Here is a 20,136-nt window from a genome sequence, read left to right on the forward strand (position 1 = left end):
GATCACACCTTCCAGGTGAAGCGGCGTTCCAGCCAGCGCGCCAGAACCACGGCGGGCAGGAAGATCACCAGATAGGCAATGGCCGCCAGCGTCAGGGGCGTCGCCGACCCCGACACGGCCTGCGCCGAGGAGGACACCGCCAAAATCTCTTTCACCCCGATGACCGAGCCGAGGGCCGTCATCTTGGTGATCGCCAGCGACCGGTTCACGAGCGAGGGGATCCCCATCCGCACCGCCTGCGGCAGCGCGATGAAGATCAGCACCTGCACGAAGCCCAAGCCCGTCGCACGCCCCGCCTCCCACTGTCCGCGGGGGAGCGCGGTCAGGCCGGCCCAGAAGATTTCCTCGGCAAAGGCGGCCAGCACGGCCGTCAGCACAAGGATCAGCACCAGCGGCCCCGACAGCGTGATCCCCAGTGCCGGCAGCCCAAAATAGATCAGAAGGATCAGCACCAGCGGCGGCAAGGCCCGCAGCATGTCGGCAAAGATCACGATGGGCAGCGTCAGCCACCACTTCCGCGCGGCGCGCAGGCAGGCCAGCATCAGCCCGATCGCGATCCCTGCCACGATCACCACCACGCCCAGCCACAGCGTCGTCCAGATCGCGGCCAGAACCTCGGGCAGATAGCGCGCAAAGACCTGCGGCGCAAAGAAGGTGTCAAGGAACCGGTTCATGCGTGGCTCGATACGCGGGACAGGAAGGCGCGGGTGCGTTCGTGCTGCGGGTTGCCGAAGATCGCCTCGGGTGGGCCCTGTTCGACCACGACGCCGCCATCCATGAAAACAACACGGTCCGCCGCCTCGCGCGCGAAGCCCATTTCGTGGCTGACAACCAGCATCGTCATGCCCTGCGCCTTCAGGTCCTTCATCACCTTCAGCACCGATCCCACCAGTTCAGGATCCAGCGCCGAGGTGGGCTCGTCGAACAGCATCACCTTCGGATCCAGCGCCAGTGCGCGGGCGATGGCCACACGCTGCTGCTGGCCGCCCGAAAGCTCCGTCGGCATGGCCTCGGCCTTGTGGGCCAGACCCACGCGGTCCAGCATGTCCATCGCGCGGGCCTTCGCCTCGGCCTCGCCGCGCTTCAGCGCCTTGACCTGCGCCAGCATGACGTTCCTGACGACCGACATGTGCGGGTAAAGGTGAAAGCCCTGGAACACCATGCCCGTCTGAAGCCGCAGGCTGTTCAGGTCCTTCGACAGCGCGTTCATGATGTTCCGCCCGGCGATGAAGATCGAACCCGAGGTCGGCTCCTCCAGACGGTTGCAGCAGCGCAGCATCGTGGACTTGCCGGAGCCTGAGGGGCCTATCACGAAGACAAGCTCCCCCCGACGGACCTTCAGGTCGATGTTGCGCAGGACGGTGGTGTCGCCGAACCGCTTTTCCAGCGCGGCAATCTCAAGCATCGGTGTCATGAAACGTCTCCGGCCGCTCAGGACGAGCAGGCGACCTCGTGGGCCGTGTCCTCATATCCAGCGAAACCCGGAACACCATAGCCCGCGACCGGCGTCACGATCATCGACCCTGCGGCGGGCTCAACACCCAGCCACTTTTTGGACAACTCGGCCAGCGAGCCGTCGGCCTTGAGGCATTCCAGCACGGCATCCACCTTGTTGCGGTTCTCCACGTCGTCCTTGCGGAAGGGCAGGCCCCAGACCTGCCCGGTCGCCAGTTCCGCCCCGAGCGCCAGGCGCGGGTTCTTCTTCACTGCCCAGGCCGCCACCGTCGATCCGGTCAGCGAAGCGTCGGCGCGTCCCGTCAGCACCGCCTCCACCGCGTCGGTCGCGGTACCGTACGCGGTTACCGTCAGATCGTATTCCGCCGCATGTTCGTTGGCATAGACATCGTAGGCGGACCCTTTGTTTACCGCGATCGACTGGCCCCGATAATCTTCCAACGTGGCGCCGGGTGCGGTGCCGGCCTTCTGGACGAAGGTGAAATTTGTATCCATGAATCCTTCGGTGAAGATCATGTTCTCCGACCGCTCCGCTGTGACCGTCACGGGCGCCACGAGGAAATCGTAGGTCCCCGCCTGCATCGCGGGGATCAGGCCCGAAAACTGTGCGGCATCGATCTGGATCGTGGTGTCCAGTCGTTCTGCGATCAGCTTGGCGAGATCTACGTTGAATCCCTCCACCCCGCCCGAGAGGCTGGGCATGGCATGGGGCGCAAAGGTGCCGTCCAGCGCCACCCGCAGCCCGTCCTGTGCGACGGCGGGAGAGGTCAGCCCGGCCATGCAAGCGAGGGCAAAGATGAAAAGCGGGGGGCGGCGGACCATGGGAAGCTCCTGTTGTGATCTGGCACACGACTTTTCCCATCTTCACAACGCCCACCGGAATTATAACCGATAATTATGTTCGCAGAGGCCACAAAACCGTCGTTTATAGACGGTGCTTATTCTCTGGGCGGCTTTCGATGCGATGTGACCTTTTGTTGATAACCCTGATGACATTCATCGCCTCCGCTACGCTGTTGCGACCTTCATTTGCCCGGCCGCGGTTGCAAGGGGCGGTCATCACCGGCCGCCAAACCTTTCATGGGCGCCCCCGAGCCCGAGCCTTCACATCCGGGGCGACACCTCCGGCAAGATAAGTCTCTTGTTCTTGACCATCCGACTGCCGAGGTCGCGGATCTTGACCCCTAGGGCGTCGCAGATGACGAGGCTGCGCCTCCCGCTCAATAGCCGGCGACGCGATTCACAAGACCGCGCGGCGTCCGGCCCGCCCGATGGTCTTCGCAATTTTCGACCAACTGGCGCATGATCTCCTTCCGGCTGGCATCGGAGGCCTTGTGCGGCGTGATCAGGATGTCCGGCCGCGTCCAGAAGGGGTGGGCGGTGGGCAGTGGCTCCTGCCGGAACACATCGAGCGTGGCGGATCGGATGCGCCCGGTATCCATTGCGTGCAGCAAATCGTCTTCCACCAGATGCTCCCCCCGCCCGATCTGGATCAACGAGGCCCCTGTCGGCATGCGCGCGAACAGGTCCGCGTTCAGGATGTCACGCGTTGCGGGGGTAAGCGGCAACACGTTCACGAGGATATTCGCGCGTGCCGCGACCTCGCCGATGCTGGCGGGGCCGGTGAACAGCTCTACCCCCGGCTCCGCCTCTCCTTCGGAACTGCGCGCCGCGATGACGCGATAGCCAAGTGCAACCAGCGCGCGCCCGACGGCCCGCCCCATAAGCCCGTATCCCAATATCCCAACCGTCACATCAAAGGGCATGGCCGGGCGAAAGCTCCGCTCCCACCGCCGCTCTGCCTGCGCGCGGGCGTGGTCGTGCATGCGGCGATGGTGCCAGATGACATGAGCGGCTGCGAAACCGGCCATCATCGTTGCCTGCGCGTCGTCGCGGACCCGCGCGATCACCGCTTCGGTCGGCAAGCTGGGACAGGCGGTGATGCTGTCCACGCCGGCCGCGATCGAGTGCACCAGTCGCACGTTCGGAAACCGTTGGAACGCGTTTGCCGGAGGCTTCCATGCCAGCGCAAGATGGACGGCAAGCGGGTCCTCCACCTCCTCGGGTCGCAGCAGGATCAGGCGAGGATCGCGCGCATCGGCGAACATTTCCACCAGATCGAACGTGGAGGAAAGGGCGACAACACGCAGCGGTTCAGAAGCTGAAAGGGTCATGGGGCGTCCTGGGTTTTCATCTTCCGGAAAGGCTGCGCGTGCACGCCCCGCCCCGCAACCGCTACTGTCGATTCTTGCTGCCTCGCATTCGAAAGCGCCGCGTGGGGCATCATTCGAGAGCGATCCTGCCCGGATCTTGGGCAATGACCTTCAGGCAAACCCTAACATCCATCCGCGCTTTGACACGATGGTCGCGCGAATCCCACGCTGAAAACATTGCGAAATATCGGTGGCTGCGCAGAGCGCGCCAACCATGATCGACAGGGATGTTCATGCGACACGTAGTATCCGCCACTCTCGCGCTTCTTCTGACGACGGCACTCGCGCAGGCCGAGGCCACCCCCGGCGGCACCGCCGACCTGATCGTGCAACCCGAACCCCCGGGGCTGATGATCGGCATCGTCACCAACGGCCCTGCGCTGGCCGTGGGAGGCAACATCTATGAAAGCCTGTTGCGTTATGACGAGACGCTGGCACCCATGCCCTCGCTTGCCAGAAGCTGGGAGGTGTCGGAGGACGGGCTGACCTATACCTTCCATCTGCAGGAGGGGGTGACCTTCCATGACGGCACGCCCATGACGGCAGCCGATGTCCTGTTCTCCGTCAACGATTTCCTGATGAAGACGCAGCCGCGCCACCGCAACACGATGGCGCAGGTGGAAAGCGTGACAGCCCCCGACGAGGCGACGGTGGTCTTCAAGCTGACGCAACCGTTCGAGCCGTTCATCCGCGCCTTCGCCTATGGCACCATGCCCATCCTGCCCAAGCATATCTATGAAGGCACGGATTACATGACCAATCCGGCCAATGACAAACCTATCGGCACCGGACCGTTCAGGTTCGTCGAATGGCAGCGCGGCAGCTTCATTAAGCTGGAAAAGAACGATGCCTATTGGGACAAGGGCAAGCCCTATCTGGACGAGGTGATTTACCACGTCATTCCCGACGCCGCCTCCCGCGCAGTGGCCTATGAGACAGGGGTGGTGGACATCCTGCCCGGCGGCTCGGTCGAGAATTTCGACATTCCCCGCCTGACGGAGCTTCCCAACACCTGCATCACCGACAAGGGCTGGGAATATTACGCGCCGCTGTCCTGGATGTGGCTGAACAACCGCAACCCGCCGATGGACAACCCGAAGTTCCGGCAGGCCGTCATGTATGCCATGGACCGCCAGTTCGCGCTGGACGTGCTGTGGAATGGCTATGGCAAGGTCGCCACGGGTCCGATCTCGTCCAAGACGCCGTTTTATTCGCAGCAGGAGCCGGTCTACGAATACGATCCCGACAAGGCCGAGGCGCTGCTGGATGAGATCGGCTATGACGGGGAGCCGATCCGCCTTCTGCCCATCCCCTATGGCGAGACATGGCAACGCTGGGCCGAGGCCGTGCGCCAGAACCTTCAGGACGTGGGTATCAAGGTGGAGATGGAGGCCGCGGACGTGGCCGGCTGGAACCAGCGTACCGCCAACTGGAATTACGACATCGCCTTCACCTATCTTTACCAGAACGGCGATCCGGCCATTGGCGTGTCGCGCAACTACATTACCAGCCAGATCGAACAGGGCAGCCCTTGGAACAATGTCGAAGGGTATTCCGACCCCGAGGTCGACCGCATGTTCGAGGAGGCGGCGCTTGCCTACCCGGCAGAGGCGCGGCAGGAGATCTATGATCAAGTGCAGGTCAAGCTCCAAGAAGACGTGCCCGTTGCTTGGCTGCTGGAGCTGACCTTCCCCACCATCTACAACTGCAAGGTGCATGACATCGTGACCTCGGCCCACGGCCCCGCGGACTCCATGCGCGACGCCTGGATCGAGCAGTGATGCAAGGCGGGGGCGTCTGCGCCCCTGCCCCGAAGGGACGGTGACCTCATGGCGAAATTCATTCTTGCGCGGCTGATGAAGGCGGCGCTTATCCTTGTCTGCATCGCGATCCTGAATTTCCTTCTGATCCAGGCGGCCCCCGGCGATCCCGCGCAGGTCATGGCCGGAGAAGCGGGCGAGACGGACGCGGTGTTCCTGCAGCAACTGCGCGAGCGGTTCGGCTTGGACCAGCCGCTTTACGTGCAACTTGGCAGGTATTTGGGAACGATCCTGCAGTTCGACCTCGGCTATTCCTACCGCCAGCAGGTGCCGGTGGCGGATCTGATCTTCGAACGTCTGCCGGCGACGCTGCTTTTGTCCCTCTCGGCCTTCGTAATTTCGCTGGGGCTGGGAACGCTGGCGGGGGTTCTGGCCTCGGCCCGGCAGGGGCGCTGGCAGGACAGCGTGATCTCCACCATCGCGCTGATCTTCTATGCGACGCCCCTGTTCTGGCTGGCGCTGATGGCGGTGCTTCTGTTCTCGGTCCAGCTGGGCTGGCTGCCGGCCTTCGGATACGAGACGGTGGGCGCCGACCACACCGGCCTGCGCCGGATGGAGGACATCGCCGCGCATCTGGTGCTGCCCGCGATGACGCTGGGGCTGTTCTTCATGGCCGTCTACGCCCGGATGACCCGCGCCTCCATGCTGGAGGTCAGCCGCCTCGACTTCGTCAAGACGGCGCAGGCCAAGGGTCTGCGTCCCGCCCTGATCCAGCGCCGCCATGTCCTGCGCAACGCGCTTCTGCCCGTGGTCACGCTGGCCGGCTTGCAGGCCGGACAGCTTGTGGGCGGCGCCGTGTTGATCGAGACGGTCTTTGCCTGGCCCGGCATCGGGCGGCTGATGTTCGACGCCCTGACGCAGCGCGATTACAACCTGCTTCTGGGCGTCTTTCTTGTTTCGGCAGCAATGGTGCTGCTGTTCAACCTGATCACCGACATCCTGTATCGTCTGGTCGATCCACGCATCCGGGTGACGGCATGATGGAGTTCTGGAACCGCTTCCGGCAGAATCGAGGCGCCGTGGTCGGCCTTCTGATCCTGCTGCTGATCGTGGTGCTGGCCGCGGCCGCGCCACTGCTTTACCCCAAAAGCCCGTGGTCGATGGTGCAGCGCCCCTTCCTCGCCCCCTTCGCCATGGACGCCTTCCCGCTGGGCACCGACCCGATGGGGCGCGACGTCGCCTCGGCCGTGGCGCATGGGGCGCGCGTCTCGCTGTTGGTGGGGCTGGTCTCGACGGTGGTGTCCATGCTGATCGGGGTGCCGATCGGGGCCATCGCAGGCTATTTCGGCGGCCGGATCGACGATGCGCTGATGCGCTTCACCGAACTGTTCCAGACCGTGCCCAGCTTTGCCCTTGCCGTGGTGCTGGTCGCGATCTTCCAGCCCTCGCTCTATTCCATCGTCATCGCGATCGCGCTGGTGTCATGGCCCCCTGTCGCGCGGCTGTTGCGGTCCGAGGTCATGGCGCTGCGCTCGCGCGAGTTCGTGGAGGCGGCGATCCTTTCGGGGCAGCGGGCACGCACGATCATCCTGCGCCAGATCCTGCCCAACACGCTGTCGGCGATCATCGTGATGGCCTCGATGATGGTGGCGGCCGCGATCCTGATCGAAAGCTCGTTGTCCTTCCTTGGCCTTGGCGATCCCAACGTCATGAGCTGGGGCTATGTCATCGGCGCAGGCCGCACCGTCATCCGGCAGGCCTGGTGGGTCAGCTTCTTTCCCGGCCTTGCCATCCTGCTCACCGTTCTTGCGCTGAACCTCATCGGCGAGGGGTTGAACGACGCCATGAACCCGCGCCTGAAGAGGAGGGGAAAATGAAGCACGAAACCATCGCCAAACCCGTCGTGGAGATCGAGCGCCTGTCGGTCGCCCTGCCCGATGGCGCCGACCGCCCCTATGCCGTGGACCGGGTCAGCTTCCGCATCGCGCCCGGCCAGCTTCTGTGCGTCGTGGGCGAAAGCGGGTCTGGCAAGTCCATGTCGGCCAATGCGCTGATGGGCCTCCTGCCCGAAGGTGTGCGCGTGTCGAACGGGCGCATCCTGCTGGATGGAACCGACCTTCTCACCCAGTCCGAGGACGCGCTGCACGACATCCGGGGCCGCCGCGTGGCCATGATCTTTCAGGAGCCGATGACGGCGCTGAACCCCCTGATGAAAGTTTCGGCCCAGATCGAGGAGGTGTTCGAGGCGCACGGCCTTCTGACCCCGGCCGAGCGGCGCGCCAAGGCGCTGTCCCTGCTGGAGGAGGTGGGCCTGCCCGATCCGCCCCGCGCCGCCGCCTCCTTTCCCTTCCAGCTTTCGGGGGGGCAGCGCCAGCGGGTGATGATTGCCATGGCTCTTGCGCTGGAGCCGCAGGTCCTGATCGCGGACGAACCCACCACCGCGCTGGACGTGACGACGCAGGCCCAGATCCTGCGCCTGATCGCGCGGCTCCAAAGGGACCGCAACATGGCGGTCATGTTCATCACCCATGATTTCGGGGTGGTGGCCGAGATCGCGGATTACGTTGCCGTCATGCAGCTTGGCCGCGTGGTCGAGGAAGGCACGGTGGAACAGGTCCTTTTCAACCCGCAGCACGACTATACCCGTAAGCTGATCGCGGCGATCCCGAAGATGCAGGCCGGCATGCGCGCGCCCGTCACCTCTGCCCCCATCCTGACGGTGGAGGGGTTGACCAAGACCTATCGCCAAGGCGGCGGACTTTTCTCCCGCCCACGGGAGGTGCATGCGGTGCAGGACGTTTCCTTCTCGCTCGCCAAGGGTGAAACGCTGGGCATCGTGGGCGAAAGCGGCTCGGGCAAATCGTCGGTCGGGCGGTGCCTTGTGCGGTTGCAGGACCCAGATGGCGGCCGCGTCCTGCTGGACGGGCAGGACATGGCCACCCTGAGGGGGGAGGAACTGCGCCGCGTCCGCCGCCGGATGCAGATGATTTTCCAGGACCCGTACGGCAGCCTGAACCCCCGCGAACGCGTAGGCCGCATCATCGCCTCCGGCCCCATCGCCTATGGCGAGGACCCGGCAAAGGCGATGGCCGAGGCTGCCGACCTGCTGGAGATGGTGGGCCTGAAACGTGACGCCGCACACCGATTCCCGCACGAATTTTCCGGCGGACAGCGCCAGCGCATCGGCATCGCCCGCGCCCTTGCGCTGAAGCCCGGCATCATCATCGCCGATGAGGCTGTCTCGGCCCTCGACGTCTCGATCCAGGCGCAGGTGCTGGACCTGCTGCAAAGCCTGAAGCGCGACCTTGGCCTGTCACTGATCTTCATCACCCACGACCTGCGCGTGGCGGCCCAGATCTGCGACCGCGTCATGGTCATGCAGAAGGGCCGGGTCGTGGAACTCGGCTCCGGCGCCGAGATCTTCGATGCCCCCCGCCACCCCTATACCCGCAGTCTGATCGACGCCATCCCCGGCCGCGCCCACGAAGCGCGGATGATCTGAAGGAGCAAACCCATGGACGTGATCCTGAAAGCCGACCTGGGCGAGATGACCGCCGCCGAACTATCCCGCCTGTTTGCCAGCGGCGGCGCCTCGCCCGTGGAGGCCGCGCAAGCCTCGCTGGACCGGATCGAACGGTTCAACCCGGAGGTCAACGCCTTCGCCCATGTCACGCCCGAGATGGCGCTGGAACAGGCGCGCGCCTCGGAGGCGCGGTGGAAGGCGGGCGCCCCCCTTTCGCCCATTGACGGCGCGCCGACGACGATCAAGGAACTGACGCCCGTGAAGGGTATCCCGCATCGGCGCGGCTCGAAGCTGGGCGCGCACGAACCCGCCGCGCAGGAGTTCCTGATCATGGAACGCCTGCGCGCGGCGGGCGTGACGGTGCTGGGGACCACCACCAGCCCGGAATTCGGCTGGAAGGGCGTGACGCATGGTCCCGCCTTCGGCAACACGCTGAACCCGTGGCGAACCGATCGCGCCTCGGGCGGATCCTCGGGCGGCGCGGCGGTGGCGGCGGCGCTGAACATGGGCGTGCTGCATGAAGGATCGGACGGGGCAGGATCGATCCGGATCCCGGCAAGCTGGTCGGGCTGCTTCGGCATCAAGCCCTCCTTCGGCTGGATCCCCTCCGACACCTTCACCCCGCTTTTCGAACTGGCGCATCGCGGCCCCCTGACCCGCACAGTGGAGGATGCGACGCTGTTCATGGCTGCCACGGCCGGACCTGATCCCCGCCAGATGTATGGCTGGTGCCCCAGCCCCGTGCCGGACTGGACCGCCGCTTTGGCGCAAGGGGTGAAGGGCCTGCGGATCGGCTACAGCCGCAACCTCGGCTATGCCGAGGTGTCTCCGGACGTAGCCGCCGTCGTGGATCGTGCGGCCGCCCGCGTGGCCGAACTTGGCGCCATCGTGGAGGAGGTCGATCCCGGGTTTGCCAACCCGCAGGACGCGCTGATCGCCCTCTGGTATGCAGGCGAGGCGCTGTCGGTCGATATGGCCGATCCCACCCCGGAACGCTTGGCCCTCATGGACCCCGGCTTGGTGGAGATCTGGCGCAAGGGCAAGGCGCTGACCGGGACCGAGGTCGTGGCCGCCGAACAGGTGCGTGCCACCCTGCGCGTAACCATGGCGCAGTTCCACCAGCGGTATGACGCGCTGATGCTGCCCACCATGCCAACCACGGCGATTGAAGCCGGGACCGATTTCCCCGGCGGCGTGAAAGGCAAGGACTGGTCCGACTGGTCGCCCTTCACCTATCCGTTCAACATGACGGGGCAGCCGGCGGTGTCGGTGCCCTGCGGCATGGACGGGGGCGGGCTGCCCGTGGGCCTGCAATTCGTAGGGGCCATGTACCGCGACGACATTGTGCTGCGGCTGGCCGCGGCCTATCAGGCGGCATGGCCCGAACAAACGCTCTCTGCCCCGCGCCGCGCATGACGGTCACCGGAATCGAACTGGCCCACCGGGCCGAGATCATCACGCCCGGTCGTGCCGCCGCCATCGCGCAACACATCTATGGCCTGCAGGGCCGCGTGGAATGGCTGTGGGGGGAGAAGGACTCCAACTACCGCCTGACGTTGGAGGATGGGCAGGCCTTCCTTCTGAAGATCCTGACACCGGGAGAGGATCCCGGCGTCACCGCCATGCACTCCGCGGCGTTGGCGCATGTGGAACTCCGCGATCCCTTCATCCCCGTGCAGCGCGTGATCCGCACGCGCACCGGCGCCCTCGACGCCCGGATCGAGGATCGGTCCGTTCGGCTCGTGACCTTTCTGCCGGGTGTGACGCAGGGGGCCGGCCCCGTGGACGACGCGCAACGGCATGCCGTGGGGGCGCTGCTGGCGCGGATGCAGGCGGCGCTGGTGGATTTCACCCATCCCTCCGCCCACCATCCGCTGACATGGAACACGAGCCTTTCGCCCTCGCTTGCACGCCACATCCCCCTGCTGCCGCCGGACTGGCGTGAGGAGGTTGCGGCAACCCTTGCGCGGTTCAGGGACGTGGTCGTGCCCCGCCTGCCGCATTTGCCCTCGCAGGTGATCCACAACGACTTCAACCGCGAGAATATCCTCGTCGATCCGACCGAACGCAGCCGCGTCACCGGCATCATCGACTTTGGCGACCTGTGCCACGCCGCGCGGCTGATCGATGTGGGTGTGGCAGCCTGTTACCAGCAGGACACGGACGATCCCGTCCACTCGGTTCTAGCCATGCTGGAGGGTTACGGCCCGCTGCTGCCGGAGGAACGCCGCCTCCTCTGGCCGACGATCCGCGCGCGGATCGCCATGCGGCTCCTGATCCCCTACTGGCGGGCAAGCCTGTTCCCCGAACAGGCCGACCGCATCCTTGCCAAATGCCCCGCCGCATGGGAGCAGCTTCGCGCCAGCGGCCAAGTGGAGACGCTGCCATGACCCGGATGATCAACGGCTTCAACGGCAACACGGCCGCCCTGCCCGAGGCGGAGCGCCACCTGGTCGAACGCCGGCAGCGCCTGCTCGGCCCCTCCTACCGGCTGTTTTATGACCATCCGCTGCATCCCGTTCGAGCCGAAGGCGTTCGCCTTTATGATGCCGAGGGGGTGGAGTATCTGGACTGCTACAACAACGTTCCTTCGGTCGGGCATTGCCACCCCCATGTGGTGGCGGCGATCCAGCGGCAGGCGGCGGTGCTGAACACCCATACCCGCTATCTTGACGAGGCGGTTCTGGATTACTCCGAGCGGCTGCTGGCCACCTTCCCCGCCGCGCTGGACCGGGTGATGTATACCTGCACGGGATCGGAGGCTGTGGACCTGGCCCTGCGCATCGCGCGGTTCCACACGGGGGCCGCCGGCATCATCATCAGCGAAAATGCCTATCACGGCCTAACTGCGGCAACGGCGGCGATCTCTCCCAGCCTTGGCGACAGCGTTCCGTTGGGGCCGGAGGTGATGACCGTGCGTCCCGGCCCCGGCATGGCCGCCGAGGTGGAGGCCGCGATCGCCCATCTGGCCCGGCGCGGCATCCGCACCGCCGCCTTCATCGCCGACAGCATCTTTTCCACCGACGGCGTGATCGCAGACCCGCCCGGCTTTCTGCAGGGGGTGATCGAGGCCGTCCACCGCGCCGGCGCGCTTTACATCGCCGATGAGGTGCAGCCCGGCTTCGGGCGGCTTGGTAGCCATTTCTGGGGGTTCATGCGCCACGGCATCACCCCTGACATCGTGGTCATGGGCAAGCCCATGGGCAACGGCATGCCGATCGCCGCCGCCGTCGCCCGCTCCGAGGTGCTGGAGCGGTTCGGCCTCGAAGTCCGCTATTTCAACACCTTCGGCGCGAACCATGTGTCGGTCGCGGCGGCGGCGGCGGTGCTGGACGTAATTGAGGCGGAGGGGCTGGTGGCCAATGCCGCCCGCGTGGGGCAGCACATGGCGGCTGGAATGCGAGGGATGGGAGAGGTGCGGGGCGCGGGCCTGTTCCTTGCGCTGGATCTTGGCAATGCCGCCCGCGCGGCGCGCGTGGTCAACGGGCTCCGGGCGCGCCGGGTGCTGATCGGTGCCTCGGGCAAGGATGGCGCCTCGCTGAAGATCCGCCCGCCACTGCCTTTCACCGAGGCCGATGCCGACATCTTCCTGTCCGCCCTTGCCGACACGCTTGCCCACGACGCATGATCCTTCCCCCTGCCCCGTCCAAATCCGCCCGCACCTATGACGCGTTGCGCGGCCGCATCATCGCCATGCGCCTGCGCCCCGGGGCCCGTCTGGCGGAGAGGGAGCTTTGCGCCGAACTTGGCATCTCGCGCGCGCCCTTCCGCGAGGCTGTATGCAGGCTGGCGCAGGAGGGGCTGGTCATGGTTGTGCCGTCGGATGCAACCTTTGTGAACCCGATCGTGATGCGGCAGGTGGTGGTCGGACATTTCATGCGCGCGAATCTCGAGGTTCCGGCCGTGCTGCTGGCCAGCCAGCGGGCCGGCAAGGCGGACCTGCGTGCGCGCATCACATCCTCGATCGGATGGAGGCCGCGGCGGAAGCGCGCGATGCCGATGTCTCCTTTGCACTAGATTGCGCCTTTCACCGCCTGATCTTCGCCGTGGCAGGGATCGAGGAGGCGTGGCACGTCCTGCATGGCGCAACGGGACAGTTGGACCGGCTGCGGCGATGGGTCTTTCCCTCCCACCCCGGTCTCTTTGCGGAAGCATTGGACGAACACCGCAGGATCCTTGCCGCGCTGGAGGCTGGCGACGGCGCGGCAGCGCAGGCCGCAATGAAAGGGCATCTTGACGACACCGTCGCCGTCCCCGCCCGCATCCTTGCCGAAGATCCGGGGATGATCCGCATGGATGCGGAGGATCTTCAGATGTTCACCTCGGTGATCCGGTCCGCCTGATCCAGCGCCAGCCCCAACAGCAGCCTTGCCCCATTGGCCGCCCAATGCGGCTCGCACCATTCACCCTCGGCATGGCTGATACCGTCGCGGCAGGGCACGAATATCAGCGCAGAAGGGCAAAGATGCGCCAGCGACAGCGCGTCATGCGCGGTCAGGGTCATCATCTCGCGCACGGTCAGGCCACGGCCGCCAGCCACATCCGCTGCCCGCTTGCGCAGATCGGCGGGAAACACCGTCGCCTGCCGCAGATGGGACGGCGCAATATCGATACGCGTGCGCGTCGCCTCGGCAATCGCGTCCGCCGCAGCACGGATGCGGGCGTTGATATCGGCCAAGCCTTCGGCTGTGTCATGCACAGCCATATAGGTCAGCTTTGTCAGGTGCGGGATGTTCACGCGGTTGTTGGGCCAGTTCTCGATCACGGTGGCGGAAACGCGTCCCGCGGGATCAACCGCCGCGCCCACCTCCTCGATCGCAAGGATCAGGCGGGCGGCGGCCAGAAGCGCGTTGCGGCGCTGACCCATCGCCTCGATCTGCGCGTGGGCGTTGGCGCCGTGAATGTCCACAAAGCCCGAGCACATGAAGGTGCTGTGCGTCACGAGGCCGATATCCGTGGCCTCCGCCTCCAGCAGCGGGCCCTGTTCGATATGCAGTTCCAGATAGCGATGAACAGGGCGCGGGGCGGCGGGAACCGGACCCGCAATGCCATTGCGCGCCAGTTCGTCCGACAGGCGGGTGCCGTCGCGGTCGGTGCGCGACAGTGCCTCCTCCAGCGGCAGAAGGCCCGCAAAAACTGCAGAGCCCATGACGCCGGGCTGAAAACGTGCGCCCTCCTCGTTGGTCCAGTTCACGACTTCGATCGGGTGGCGAGTGGTGATGCCGGCGGCGTTCAGCGCCCGCACCACAACCAGCCCCGCCACGACGCCAAGGACGCCATCGAACCGCCCGCCGGGCATCTGCGTGTCCAGGTGGCTGCCGATCATCACGGGGGGCAGATCCTCGGACCCTGTCCGTCGCGCAAAGATGTTGCCGATGGCGTCGGTGGTGACGATCATACCCGCCTCCTCCGCCCAAAGGCGGAACAGGGCGCGCGCTGCGGCATCGGTTTCCGACAGCGCCGGACGGAAGCACCCGCCCGCCGCGGTCCCGCCTATGGCGCCCAACGTCATCAGGTCCGACCAGAGCCGGCCGCCATCGATATCAGGATCGGTCATGTCTATGTCCATTCACGTTGTTCAGCGGCTGCGGGCCGCGTTCCGGTGGCGCAGCCACAGCCCCGTGACGCCGACGCAGACCGTGGCGATGATGAATGAAAACGCCGCCGCCGCGATGGCGGGCGAGAGATTGTCGCGCAATTGCAGGAACATCTGCTGGGCCAGCGTCCGCTGGTTCGGGCCGGCCAGGAAGATGGTCAGCACCACCTCGTCCAATGAATTGGCGAAGGCAAAAACGAAACCGGTCACGATCCCCGGCAAGGCCATGGGCAAGGTGACCAGCCACAGCACCTTGGGCGGCGCGGCACCAAGGCTTGCCGCCGCACGCTCGGCCGTGCGGTCCACGCTGGCCAGCGCCGCAGCCACCGACAGGATCGTCAGCGGAATGGACAGAACGGCATGCCCGACGATAACGCCCGCATAGCTGCTGCTCAGCCCGATGCGGGCGTATACAAGCTGCATCCCCACCCCCAGCACCACGGCGGGTGTTGCCATCGGCAGCAAGAACGCGATCCGCGTGAGCGTCATGGGCAACCCGAAGTGGCCCCGGAGGCCAAGCGCCGCCAGCGTCCCCAGCACGGTCGCCAGCGCCGAGGAGGCGACGCCCACGATAAGGCTGTTCCAGATCGACAGCCGCCAGGCGGGGTCGGTGAACAGCACGGTGAACCAGCGCAGCGACCATCCTTCTATCGGAAGCACCATGAAGCTGCCGGCGTTGAAGGCGATGGGCAGGATCACCAGCAGCGGCCCCATCAGGAAGATGACGCACACAAGGCCCCAGGCGAACTTGATGACACCCATCCCCTATCTCCGCGCCAAACGGTCAGACAGGCGCTGGTAAAGCGCGAAGATCGCAACCGTCACGATCAGCAGCACAAGGCCAAGCGCGCTGGCCAGCGACCAGTTCGCCTGCCGGATCGCATAGTTCGCCACGAAAGAGCTGATGAGTTGGTCATCCCCGCCCCCCAGCAACGCCGGCAGGATGTAGAACCCCAGCGAGGTCATGAACACCAGCAGGGCCCCCGACACGATCCCCGGCATTGCCAGCGGCAAAAGCACGGTGCGGAAGGCCGCCAGTGGCCGCGCCCCCATGGAGGCCGCCGCCATCATGAGGCTCTTCGGCATTGCAATCAGCACGCTGTAGATCGACAGGATCATGAAGGGCAGCATCACATGCGTCATCGCGATCAGCACGCCGGTTCGGGTGAACAGAAGCGGCACCGCCTCGCGCAGGCCGCTGAGGGTGCGGATGATTTCGGCCATCACACCGTCCTTCTGCAGGATGATCAGCCACGCCATGCAGCGCACCAGAACCGATGTCCACATCGGCAGCAGCACCGCCGCCATCAGAACCTGCCGCACCCAGCCGGTCGTGACGGCCAGCAGCATGGCAAAGGGCAGTCCGATCAGGGCGCAGAACAGCGTCACCAGCGCCGAGATCCCGATCGTGCGCAAAAAGACCTGCCGGTGAACGGATTGGTCAGGGGGCATCGCCTCGACTCCCGCCTCGCCGCGCTGCAGGTCCAGCGCGCCCAGAAGGAAGCGGGTCGTATAGGGCGGAAGGGCCGACCGGATCGTATTCCAGAAGACCGGATCCTCCCATCGCTCATCGATGGAGGGAAGGTCGACGGCCCCCTCGGCCCGCTCCACGGCCTGCTGCGTGCGCCCGAAAAGCGACCGAAAGCCCGATGTCTGGGTGTTCAGACGACGCACCGCATCACCCATTGCCGTTTGCGCTGTCTCTCGGATGTCGGCGACCAGCGCCTCCTGCATGGCGGGAGTCGGAGGCGAGACCCCATCCCATTCGTCGATCACGCGGCCAAGGTTCGGAAAGGCGCGGGCGACCTCGTTGTCCGATACCGCCGTCGTGGCGATGCTGACCAGCGGCCAGACGAAGAACAGCGCAAGGAACAGGATCAGGGGCAGAACCAGCGCGAAGGCGCGGATCCCCAACGTGCGAGACCCCGTCATGCCGGCAGCACCCAGCAATCCTCGGGCGTGAAGGAGGCGTTGATTGGCATTCCTGCGCGCAGCCCGTTCGCGCTGCACGGCAAGCGCCCGATCAACGTGCCGTCCGGCCCGTCCAGCGCCACACGCAGGTGATCGCCCATATAAACGCGGTCCGTCACTTGGCAGGACAGGACGTTTCCGCCCTTTCCGCCCAGATGCAACCTTTCGGGCCGCAGGCAGATGGACACATCGACGCCCGGCTCCAACCGCTGATGGACGCGGATGCGCGTATTGCCCGGCAGGGCGATCACGGAACCATCGGCCCCTGTCTCGGCCACCTTGCCGGTCATCAGGTTCGTTTCCCCGATGAACTCGGCCACGAAACGGGTCGCGGGCCGGTCATAGATGACTTCGGGCGTGCCGATCTGTTCGATGCGGCCATTGTTGAAGACGGCGATGCGGTCGGACATAGTCAGCGCCTCGGACTGGTCATGCGTCACGAAGACGATGGTCAGCCCGAGGCGCCGGTGCAGGTCGCGGATGTCCAGCTGCATCTGTTCGCGCAGCCGCTTGTCCAGCGCGCCCAGCGGTTCGTCCATCAGCACGACCCGCGGTTCGAACACCAGCGCGCGGGCAAGGGCCACGCGCTGCTGCTGCCCGCCGGAGAGTTGCGACGGGCGGCGTTCGGCCAGATGGCCCAGCTCCACCATCTCCAGCGCGCGGGCGATCCGGGTGCGTGCCTCGGACCGCGCGATCTTGCGCATCCGCAGCGGGAAGCCGACATTCTCGGCCACGCTCATATGCGGGAACAGGGCATAGTTCTGGAACACCATTCCCATGTTGCGCCGGTGCGGGGCCAGATCGTCGATCCGGTATCCGTCCAGCCAGATCCCGCCCTCGCTGGGGCGTTCGAACCCCGCGATCATCGTCAAAAGCGTGGTCTTGCCCGATCCCGAGGGGCCGAGAAGGCTCACGAACTCCCCCTGAAAGATGTCGAGCTGCAGGGAGTCGATGACACGGCTCGCCCCGAAGGACTTGGACACGCCATCGCAGCGGATGAAGGGCGAACGGCTCAATCCCGGATCCCTACTACTGTGCCAGCCAAGCGTTGAAGCGGGTGGTCAGCGCCTCGATGTTATCCACCCAGAACCAGGTGTCGATCGGGATGGAATTACCGGAGTTCTCGGGTGCAGTCAGCAGGAGCGAGGCTTCCTCGGGCGTGAGCATCGACATCGCCTCGCTGTTGGGCACGCTGTAGGGCAGAAGCGCGGGCATCTGCGCCATCCTGTCCGCCTGGCTCATGAAGGAGACAAGCTCCATCGCCTGATCCTTCATCGGGGTGCCCTTCAGCACGACCCAGCTGTCGGTGGCATACAGCGCGCCGTCGAAGGACAGCTTGAAGTTGCGGTTTTCGTCCCGGGCGGCCATGGTCAGCCGGCCGTCATACGCGGCTGCCATGACAACCTCGCCCGCGCCCAGAAGCTGCAACACCTGCGCGCCAGACTCCCACCAGATCACATCGGACTTGATCTCGTCCAGCTTGGCGAAGGCGCGCTCCACACCTTCGGGCGTGGCCAGCACATCATAGATCTCCTCTCCCGGAACGCCATCGGCGAGAAGCGCGATCTCCAGCGAACCTTTCGCGCCCTTTCGCAGTCCGCGCTTGCCGGGGAAGCGATCGGTGTCCCACATGTCGGCCCATGTCTCGGGGCCTTCGGGCAGCACGTCGGCGTCCCACCCCAAGGCGAAGGCCCAGGTCAGCGTGCCCGCGCCGCATTCCGAGGCGGTGCCGCCCGCGAACTGGTCCTCGGTCCCGATCAGTGCCCAGTCCAGCGGCTCATAGATGCCGTCGGCACAACCAAGCTCCAACTCGTCCGCCTCCACCTGCACTACGTCCCAATTTATGTCGCCGGTGCCGACCTTGGCCTTGATGATGCCATAGCCGCCGCCCCAGCTTTCCTGCTGAAGCGGGATACCTGTTTGTTCGGTGAAGGATTCGAAGAAAACCTCCTCCTGGGCGGCCTGGCCGGCGCCGCCCCAACCCACCACCACCAGGTCACGGGCCGAGGCCGCCGCGGAACCGAAGGCAAGAACCGCAACGCCAAGCGCAAGGGTGCGAAATGCCATGTCTCTCTCCTGTCCAGTGGCTCAGGCCAGCACGTCGGCGGCCACGTCGTCCAGCGCCCGGCGGACGCGAACCATCATGTCGTCGACATCGGCGCGGGTCATGATCATCGGCGGGCAGAAGCACTGCGCATCCACGACCGCACGCGAGATCACGCCATGTTCCATCAGCTTTGCCTGCACCTTCGCGCCAAGCTGGCCCGGCTTTTCCAGCGCAGTCCGCGCCGCCTTGTTTGTGACCAGTTCAAGCGCGGCGATCATGCCGATGCCCCGCACCTCGCCCACAAGCGGATGGTCGGCCAGTGCGCGCAGCCCTTCGATCATGTAGCTGCCAACTTCGGCCGCGTTGGCAACAAGGTCCCGCTCCTCGATGATGACGATGTTTTCCAGCGCCACGGCGGCGCAGACAGGATGGGCCGCGGCGGTGTATCCATGCGCCAGCACACCCACGCGGTCCGACTGCTCGATAATCGGGTCCAGCACCCGGTCATTCATCAGGATGGCCGAAATAGGCAGATAGGAGGAGGATATCTGCTTGGACAGCACGATGATGTCGGGCGTGATTCCGTAGGTGTCGCAGGCAAACATCTGGCCGGTGCGCCCAAAACCGGTGATGACCTCGTCTGCGACCAGCAGGATATCGTATTTGCGCAGAACTTCCTGAATCTTTGGCCAATAGGTTTCAGGCGGGACAACCACGCCGCCCGCGCCCATCACGGGTTCGGCGATCATGGCGCAAACGGTTTCGGGGCCGGCCTTCAGGATCTCACCCTCCAGCTCCTCGGCCAGACGGGTGGCGAAAGCATCCTCGCTTTCTCCCTCCTGCGCCTCGCGATAATGGTGGGGGCAGGTCAGGCGGATCATGTCCGGCACGATCAGGTCGAAGCTGTTATGGTTGGCCGCGATCCCCGTCAGCGAGGTCGCGGCAATGGTGATCCCGTGATAGGCGCGATTGCGCGAGATGATCTTCTTCTTCTGCGGCTGGCCAAGCGCGTTGGAGCGATACCACAGGAATTTCAGCGCGGTGTCGTTCGCCTCGGACCCGGAACTGGTGAAAAAGGCCTTGGACATGTTCCCCGGCGCCATCGTCACCAGCTTTTCCGCCAGATCCACCGCAGGTCCATGGGAGCGGTGGGAGAATATCTGCGAATAAGGCAGCTTCAGCATCTGCGCGTAAGCCGCATCGGCCAGCCGCTTCTCGCTGAACCCGACGCCCACCGACCAAAGCCCCGCCATCGCTTCGATATACGTCTTGCCCGAGGTGTCGGTGATCCGCACGCCCTCCCCCCGCTCCATGATGATGGGGCCGGTGGTGCGGTGCGCCTTGGCGTTGGTGACCGGGTGCAACAGGTATTCGATGTCGCGCGCCTCGGTGGAATTGGGGGCATGGCGCGGCAGCGAGTTCGGGTTTTCCAACTGCATGGGGATTGGTCCTTTGGCTTGTTCGCAAGGCAGTTCCGCAAGCAAAAGCCGCGGCTTGACCTGTCATCCTGCCGATACGCTACGGAAGGGCCGCGCCAGCTGTAAAGTGCCAGTGGTCGCCTTTGTGAAAGG

19 protein-coding genes are annotated in these 20,136 nt (G+C 65.5%); 9 read left to right on the plus strand and 10 right to left on the minus strand.

Annotation, left to right across the window (positions count from 1 at the left end; all coding sequences use genetic code 11):
- Window positions 1-2: 2 nt before the first annotated feature.
- The 4 genes from JX25_RS05865 to JX25_RS05880 form a co-directional block, all read right to left on the minus strand.
- A complete protein-coding gene (locus JX25_RS05865; RefSeq protein WP_128254128.1) occupies window positions 3-674 on the minus strand; it encodes an amino acid ABC transporter permease in 672 nt (223 codons plus the stop codon).
- On the minus strand, window positions 671-1,405 hold the full coding sequence (locus JX25_RS05870) for an amino acid ABC transporter ATP-binding protein (protein ID WP_128255192.1): 735 nt from the start codon (window positions 1,403-1,405) through the stop codon (window positions 671-673). The genes JX25_RS05865 and JX25_RS05870 overlap by 4 nt, the downstream gene beginning before the upstream one ends.
- 26 nt (window positions 1,406-1,431) lie before the next feature.
- Window positions 1,432-2,277 carry a transporter substrate-binding domain-containing protein gene (locus JX25_RS05875; RefSeq protein ID WP_128254129.1) on the minus strand — a complete coding sequence of 282 codons (846 nt, stop codon included), beginning with the start codon at window positions 2,275-2,277 and terminating at the stop codon, window positions 1,432-1,434.
- 398 nt (window positions 2,278-2,675) lie between these two features.
- The gene (locus JX25_RS05880) at window positions 2,676-3,629 is read right to left on the minus strand and encodes a 2-hydroxyacid dehydrogenase (RefSeq protein WP_128254130.1); all 954 of its coding nucleotides are present in this window, start codon (window positions 3,627-3,629) and stop codon (window positions 2,676-2,678) included.
- A gap of 272 nt (window positions 3,630-3,901) precedes the next feature.
- Between JX25_RS05880 and JX25_RS05885 the strand changes: the two genes are divergently transcribed.
- From JX25_RS05885 to JX25_RS05925, 9 genes are read left to right on the plus strand one after another with little or no spacing between them, the layout of a single operon-like run.
- On the plus strand, window positions 3,902-5,449 hold the full coding sequence (locus tag JX25_RS05885) for an ABC transporter substrate-binding protein (protein WP_128254131.1): 1,548 nt from the start codon (window positions 3,902-3,904) through the stop codon (window positions 5,447-5,449).
- A gap of 48 nt (window positions 5,450-5,497) precedes the next feature.
- The gene (locus tag JX25_RS05890) at window positions 5,498-6,469 is read left to right on the plus strand and encodes an ABC transporter permease (RefSeq protein WP_128254132.1); all 972 of its coding nucleotides are present in this window, start codon (window positions 5,498-5,500) and stop codon (window positions 6,467-6,469) included.
- Window positions 6,466-7,305: an ABC transporter permease gene (locus JX25_RS05895; protein WP_128254133.1), complete on the plus strand. Its 840-nt coding sequence runs from the start codon at window positions 6,466-6,468 to the stop codon at window positions 7,303-7,305. Before JX25_RS05890 ends, JX25_RS05895 begins: the two co-directional genes overlap by 4 nt.
- Complete coding sequence (locus JX25_RS05900) at window positions 7,302-8,930, plus strand: ABC transporter ATP-binding protein (RefSeq protein ID WP_206611520.1); 1,629 nt, start codon at window positions 7,302-7,304, stop codon at window positions 8,928-8,930. The genes JX25_RS05895 and JX25_RS05900 overlap by 4 nt, the downstream gene beginning before the upstream one ends.
- 12 nt (window positions 8,931-8,942) lie before the next feature.
- Window positions 8,943-10,367 carry an amidase gene (locus JX25_RS05905; RefSeq protein ID WP_128254135.1) on the plus strand — a complete coding sequence of 475 codons (1,425 nt, stop codon included), beginning with the start codon at window positions 8,943-8,945 and terminating at the stop codon, window positions 10,365-10,367.
- A complete protein-coding gene (locus JX25_RS05910) occupies window positions 10,364-11,341 on the plus strand; it encodes a phosphotransferase (RefSeq protein WP_164876075.1) in 978 nt (325 codons plus the stop codon). Before JX25_RS05905 ends, JX25_RS05910 begins: the two co-directional genes overlap by 4 nt.
- On the plus strand, window positions 11,338-12,579 hold the full coding sequence (locus JX25_RS05915) for an aspartate aminotransferase family protein (protein ID WP_206611521.1): 1,242 nt from the start codon (window positions 11,338-11,340) through the stop codon (window positions 12,577-12,579). The genes JX25_RS05910 and JX25_RS05915 overlap by 4 nt, the downstream gene beginning before the upstream one ends.
- The gene (locus JX25_RS05920; RefSeq protein ID WP_128254137.1) at window positions 12,576-12,968 is read left to right on the plus strand and encodes a GntR family transcriptional regulator; all 393 of its coding nucleotides are present in this window, start codon (window positions 12,576-12,578) and stop codon (window positions 12,966-12,968) included. The genes JX25_RS05915 and JX25_RS05920 overlap by 4 nt, the downstream gene beginning before the upstream one ends.
- Window positions 12,920-13,294, plus strand: coding sequence for an FCD domain-containing protein (locus JX25_RS05925; RefSeq protein ID WP_164876076.1), 375 nt, complete (start codon window positions 12,920-12,922; stop codon window positions 13,292-13,294). The genes JX25_RS05920 and JX25_RS05925 overlap by 49 nt, the downstream gene beginning before the upstream one ends.
- On the opposite strand, the gene JX25_RS05930 is transcribed toward JX25_RS05925, so the two are convergent.
- The 6 genes from JX25_RS05930 to JX25_RS05955 are packed head-to-tail and all read right to left on the minus strand — an operon-like array spanning window position 13,261 to window position 20,004.
- Window positions 13,261-14,508 (minus strand): hydantoinase/carbamoylase family amidase, encoded by a 1,248-nt coding sequence (locus tag JX25_RS05930; RefSeq protein WP_164876077.1) that lies wholly within the window; start codon window positions 14,506-14,508, stop codon window positions 13,261-13,263. The two genes, JX25_RS05925 and JX25_RS05930, sit on opposite strands and share 34 nt — an antisense overlap.
- A gap of 21 nt (window positions 14,509-14,529) precedes the next feature.
- Window positions 14,530-15,309, minus strand: coding sequence for an ABC transporter permease (locus tag JX25_RS05935; RefSeq protein WP_128254140.1), 780 nt, complete (start codon window positions 15,307-15,309; stop codon window positions 14,530-14,532).
- A gap of 3 nt (window positions 15,310-15,312) precedes the next feature.
- Window positions 15,313-16,479 (minus strand): ABC transporter permease, encoded by a 1,167-nt coding sequence (locus JX25_RS05940; RefSeq protein WP_128254141.1) that lies wholly within the window; start codon window positions 16,477-16,479, stop codon window positions 15,313-15,315.
- Window positions 16,476-17,534: an ABC transporter ATP-binding protein gene (locus JX25_RS05945; RefSeq protein ID WP_128254142.1), complete on the minus strand. Its 1,059-nt coding sequence runs from the start codon at window positions 17,532-17,534 to the stop codon at window positions 16,476-16,478. The genes JX25_RS05940 and JX25_RS05945 overlap by 4 nt, the downstream gene beginning before the upstream one ends.
- 13 nt (window positions 17,535-17,547) lie before the next feature.
- Window positions 17,548-18,585 carry an ABC transporter substrate-binding protein gene (locus JX25_RS05950; RefSeq protein WP_128254143.1) on the minus strand — a complete coding sequence of 346 codons (1,038 nt, stop codon included), beginning with the start codon at window positions 18,583-18,585 and terminating at the stop codon, window positions 17,548-17,550.
- Window positions 18,586-18,606: 21 nt separating this feature from the next.
- Window positions 18,607-20,004, minus strand: a complete 1,398-nt coding sequence (locus tag JX25_RS05955) for an aspartate aminotransferase family protein (RefSeq protein WP_128254144.1) — start codon at window positions 20,002-20,004, stop codon at window positions 18,607-18,609.
- Between the last annotated feature and the right edge of the window lie 132 nt (window positions 20,005-20,136).

It is taken from the genome of Falsirhodobacter deserti, from assembly GCF_004015795.1.
GTDB classification, from domain to species: domain Bacteria; phylum Pseudomonadota; class Alphaproteobacteria; order Rhodobacterales; family Rhodobacteraceae; genus Falsirhodobacter; species Falsirhodobacter deserti.

Coding starts and splice junctions, on each gene's coding strand:
- JX25_RS05865 (WP_128254128.1), bottom strand. CDS start 674: ATGAACCGGTTCCTTGACACCTTCTTTGCGCCGCAGGTCTTTGCGCGC.
- JX25_RS05870 (WP_128255192.1), bottom strand. CDS start 1,405: ATGCTTGAGATTGCCGCGCTGGAAAAGCGGTTCGGCGACACCACCGTC.
- JX25_RS05875 (WP_128254129.1), bottom strand. CDS start 2,277: ATGGTCCGCCGCCCCCCGCTTTTCATCTTTGCCCTCGCTTGCATGGCC.
- JX25_RS05880 (WP_128254130.1), bottom strand. CDS start 3,629: ATGACCCTTTCAGCTTCTGAACCGCTGCGTGTTGTCGCCCTTTCCTCC.
- JX25_RS05885 (WP_128254131.1), top strand. CDS start 3,902: ATGCGACACGTAGTATCCGCCACTCTCGCGCTTCTTCTGACGACGGCA.
- JX25_RS05890 (WP_128254132.1), top strand. CDS start 5,498: ATGGCGAAATTCATTCTTGCGCGGCTGATGAAGGCGGCGCTTATCCTT.
- JX25_RS05895 (WP_128254133.1), top strand. CDS start 6,466: ATGATGGAGTTCTGGAACCGCTTCCGGCAGAATCGAGGCGCCGTGGTC.
- JX25_RS05900 (WP_206611520.1), top strand. CDS start 7,302: ATGAAGCACGAAACCATCGCCAAACCCGTCGTGGAGATCGAGCGCCTG.
- JX25_RS05905 (WP_128254135.1), top strand. CDS start 8,943: ATGGACGTGATCCTGAAAGCCGACCTGGGCGAGATGACCGCCGCCGAA.
- JX25_RS05910 (WP_164876075.1), top strand. CDS start 10,364: ATGACGGTCACCGGAATCGAACTGGCCCACCGGGCCGAGATCATCACG.
- JX25_RS05915 (WP_206611521.1), top strand. CDS start 11,338: ATGACCCGGATGATCAACGGCTTCAACGGCAACACGGCCGCCCTGCCC.
- JX25_RS05920 (WP_128254137.1), top strand. CDS start 12,576: ATGATCCTTCCCCCTGCCCCGTCCAAATCCGCCCGCACCTATGACGCG.
- JX25_RS05925 (WP_164876076.1), top strand. CDS start 12,920: ATGGAGGCCGCGGCGGAAGCGCGCGATGCCGATGTCTCCTTTGCACTA.
- JX25_RS05930 (WP_164876077.1), bottom strand. CDS start 14,508: ATGACCGATCCTGATATCGATGGCGGCCGGCTCTGGTCGGACCTGATG.
- JX25_RS05935 (WP_128254140.1), bottom strand. CDS start 15,309: ATGGGTGTCATCAAGTTCGCCTGGGGCCTTGTGTGCGTCATCTTCCTG.
- JX25_RS05940 (WP_128254141.1), bottom strand. CDS start 16,479: ATGACGGGGTCTCGCACGTTGGGGATCCGCGCCTTCGCGCTGGTTCTG.
- JX25_RS05950 (WP_128254143.1), bottom strand. CDS start 18,585: ATGGCATTTCGCACCCTTGCGCTTGGCGTTGCGGTTCTTGCCTTCGGT.
- JX25_RS05955 (WP_128254144.1), bottom strand. CDS start 20,004: ATGCAGTTGGAAAACCCGAACTCGCTGCCGCGCCATGCCCCCAATTCC.